Raw genomic sequence first — 3,388 nt, 5'->3', positions numbered from 1 at the left:
CCAGAGGCTCCTGGCAGGGCGGTTGTTTTGGTCGACTTCGCATCTACCAGGAGCCTCGTCGCGTCACCGGCCGACTCAGTCCACCGCAACCACCTTGTGACCAGCACGATCAAGATGGAAAAGGCTCAGTGGAGCGCGGCGCGGGTCTGGGCCAAGCTGCACCGCCTGGTGCTGGATGAGTTGGGCGCACGCGGGGAGTTGGACTGGTCGAGGTGTGCGATCGGCTCGGTCGGCGTCCGGGCGAGCAAAGGGGGGAGCTGACGGGCCCGAATCCTGTCGATCGCGGCAAGCCTGGGTCGAAGATCCATCTGCTGGTCGACCGTGCCGGTCTGCCGATCGGTGTCGGAATCTCAGCGGCCAACACCCACGACAAGCTGGGGCTGGAACCGCTGGTGCGCAGCATTCCGCCGATCCGTTCCCGCCGTGGACCACGCCGACAAGGGTTATGACTACCCCGACCTGCGCGCCTTTCTGCGCGAGCGCGGAATTGTCCCGCGCATCGCCCGGCGCGGTATCGAGCGCTCTGACCGGCTCGGCCGACACCGCTGGGTGGTCGAGCGGACGGTGTCATGGCTCAATGGGTTCCGCCGCCTGCGCCGCCGCTACGAACGCAAACCCGAGCATTTCCTGGCCTTCACCGGCATCGCCGCCGCCCTGATCTGCCACCGCCGACTCACCAAATGAGATGCCGTCTACCTAAGACGACCTTGGGATGTCACAGCGGCCCGCAGGGTGCTCGCGCACGTGGTCGTCCAGCAGTCCGGACGAGCGGCCAGAGGCCCTGATCGCCAGAGAGACGCAAGCAGAGTCCTGCCCATACGGTCCGCGCGTGCTCGACAGCACCCCCCGGACGCCACCGGGACCTTCTACCTCATGCGTGCACACCCGCGCGCATGAGGCTCCGAAACTCCCCCATGTTCGGACCTTCAGCAAAAGTCCGGGATCTAGACTCTGGGATTGCTTGGAGGATGTGCTTGGTCGTGGTCGGCCCAGGGCGCGGCAGAGGGGTGGATCAGTCGATCTCCACCCTCCGGTTAACTCCACCTCCGCCTTCCAGGGCACCGTCTGCGCTGGTGGGGTTGGGTATTCGTCGCCGTATGCGCCTGGCGGTTTCGTCGATGAGCTTGAGCATGTCAGGGTGCGCGGCGGGCCATGGTGCGCTGATGCAGACCGCGCCGACCAGCCGGCCGTCTGCGGGATGGTGGATGGGGGCGCCGGCGCAGACCAGGTCGTGTTGGGCGGGTGAGTAGTGTTCCGGGCCGCACACCACGACCGGGTGGCCGGCCGCCAGGGCGAGGCTGACGCCGCTGGTGCCGACGGCGTGTTCGGCCAGGCAGGCGCCGTCGCCGTGTCCGTCGTGGTCGCCGCGGCGAAGGTCCTGGCGGTCGCCGGCCCGCCACAGGACACGGCCGTCGGGGTCGGTGATGACCATCAGCCGCCCGGTCGTGTCGGCCTGTCTGGCGCATGCGTCCGGGCCGATCCCGGCCAGTGGTGAGGTGAGGCGGCGCAGCGCGAGCTCCTGCGAGCTGAGCGGGGCCACCGCGGGGCCGTGCTCGGGGTTGGGCAGGCGCGTCGCGGACCGGGTCCAGGACTGGCTGATCACCGGCCGGGATCCGGGCGGGGAGGGGTCCCCGCAGCGCATCTCCTCGTACGCGCGCCGCAGCATCCGCCCGCCCGGGTCCTGCCCGAGCATCGCCGCGAACTCGCGCAGGCTGACGCGGGCGTGCCTGCGGTGGGAGCGGACGGTCGCCATGGGCATCCGCAGGGCTGCGGCGAGCTCGGTGTCCTGGTAGTGGTCGCAGCATCCGGCCAGCACAGCGCGTTGCCGACCGGGCAGGGCGAGCAGGTCCCGCCGCACCATCTCAGCCTGCAGCCGGGCCGGTATACCGCCGACCGTCTCCTCCCGTGTCAGAGGGCCGATGCCGCTGTATCCGGTGTCTCGCGCCCGGACCCGGGCTCGGGCCCGCCAGAGCTTGCCCAGCTCGTTGCTCGCGACGCAGTACAGGTAGGCGCGTCGGTACTCCACCTTCGGCCAGCGCAGCCACACCTTTGTGAGCGCCACCTGCGCCACATCCTCGGCGTCGAAGCGACAGGCTCCCTTCGCGGTCAACCACCCTCTCAATGGGGCGTACTGCTCGCAGGCGAACGCTTCGAACTCACCCTCGTCGCAGGCGATCACGGTCATCGCTCCCGCCCCGTCTTCGAGGCGACCGACGCCGCGCCGACCGCAGCCCCCGCCTGACCATCCGCCGGGGACACCGCCCGGCCATGGCCGGGCGCGGGCCCGCCTGCTTCGTGCCGCCTGACCGCTGCGCGCACAGTGATCTCGCCGATCCGCAGGATCTGCCCTACGGCCACGATGACGGCGGCTCCTAACGCGAGCACATCACCCATGGTCCCTCCTTGAAACGCTTGACAATGACCAGTTCCTCCAAAGAGCTCGCAAGAACCCGGACTGTGCAACCCACTCCGCCATCAATAGCTTCAGAGCCTTCAAGGGCTGGCTGGAGCTGGTCGGCGGGGATCACGACCTCGCAGGTCGGGCTGCCGCAGGCAGGTTCGACGATGCCGTAACCGCCTCATTCGATCGCTCCTACCGGCTCGGACGCCTGAGCCCGGCCCCGCCGCCCGTTCGCGATCCTGGCCGACGGCGGACAGAGCGTGCGTACCGTCCGATGAACCGATCGGTGTACAAGTTGACCAGTCGCTCCGTCACCGCTCCGGCATCCGACGTGTGTGGCGCGCGGGCTCCTGCGGTCGGCGGCGGGGGGTCAGCAGATGGGGCTCCAGTAGCGGTGGTCGGGGTGGATCCAGCCTTGTGCGCGTGGGGTGGTGACGTGCCACAGATCGGTGCGGCCGGTGGGGGTGCCGCGGCGGGTGACGGTGGCGATCTCGCCGTGGTAGATGGCCTCGCCGGTGCCTTCGTTGTCTTGGGTGCGCAGGGCCATGTCCCGCGCGGTGACGCGGTAGCGGTTGCAGGGGCCGGGTGGCGCGGCGATCGCGGGGCGGTCGGGCTGTGGTGTGGAGGAGGCGCGCGGGCGGCCAGGTGCCGGGCGGGGCGAGGTCGGTGGCGTGGGCGGCTCGCTGCTCGTCGCGGCCGCGGTCGGCTTGTGCGATGGCGTCGCCGTGGTGGGTGCCGTCGACGGGGACGTCGCGGGTGGGACGGCCACCGCCGGCGGGCGCTGCGGTCCCGGCTGCTGCGGGGTGTCGCCGTCTTGGTTGACGGCGATGAAGGTGACGGCCACGGTGATGGCCGCGGTTATCAGGACGATGAGGGCGATCAGGCCCGCCAGCATGAAGGGCCACCGTCGAGAAGGAGGGCGTAACGCGGCCCGTGGGGCCGGTGTGGGAGGCGTTTGTCGTGGGCTGGAGACCGCAGGGCTCGGGG

At 70.3% G+C, this 3,388-nt stretch carries 3 protein-coding genes and 1 pseudogene; 1 reads left to right on the top strand and 3 read right to left on the bottom strand.

Translation table 11 applies throughout. The annotated features are described in order from the left end of the window. Positions 1–126 precede the first annotated feature (126 nt). A pseudogene (locus E1298_RS45405) lies at positions 127–684 on the top strand (IS5 family transposase); the annotation flags it as partial. A gap of 328 nt (positions 685–1,012) precedes the next feature. Here the strand turns inward: E1298_RS45405 and E1298_RS45400 are convergent. From E1298_RS45400 to E1298_RS45390, 3 genes are all read right to left on the bottom strand, one after another. Then, on the bottom strand, positions 1,013–2,185 hold the full coding sequence (locus E1298_RS45400; protein ID WP_131903565.1) for a GAF domain-containing protein: 1,173 nt from the start codon (positions 2,183–2,185) through the stop codon (positions 1,013–1,015). After that, positions 2,182–2,394 carry a hypothetical protein gene (locus E1298_RS45395; RefSeq protein WP_131903564.1) on the bottom strand — a complete coding sequence of 71 codons (213 nt, stop codon included), beginning with the start codon at positions 2,392–2,394 and terminating at the stop codon, positions 2,182–2,184. The genes E1298_RS45400 and E1298_RS45395 overlap by 4 nt, the downstream gene beginning before the upstream one ends. Positions 2,395–2,771: 377 nt before the next feature. Further along, entirely contained in the window at positions 2,772–3,296 is a 525-nt protein-coding gene (locus tag E1298_RS45390) for a hypothetical protein (protein WP_131903563.1), read from the bottom strand. Positions 3,297–3,388: the final 92 nt, after the last annotated feature.

Source organism: Actinomadura rubrisoli (genome assembly GCF_004349215.1).
Lineage (GTDB): Bacteria > Actinomycetota > Actinomycetes > Streptosporangiales > Streptosporangiaceae > Spirillospora > Spirillospora rubrisoli.
Note: the sequence above shows the minus strand (reverse complement) of the source record. Positions and strands in the feature narration are given on the sequence as shown.

Excerpts from the sequence above, each read along its gene's own strand:
- E1298_RS45400 (WP_131903565.1), bottom strand. The coding sequence starts at position 2,185 with ATGACCGTGATCGCCTGCGACGAGGGTGAGTTCGAAGCGTTCGCCTGC.
- E1298_RS45395 (WP_131903564.1), bottom strand. The coding sequence starts at position 2,394 with ATGGGTGATGTGCTCGCGTTAGGAGCCGCCGTCATCGTGGCCGTAGGG.
- E1298_RS45390 (WP_131903563.1), bottom strand. The coding sequence starts at position 3,296 with ATGCTGGCGGGCCTGATCGCCCTCATCGTCCTGATAACCGCGGCCATC.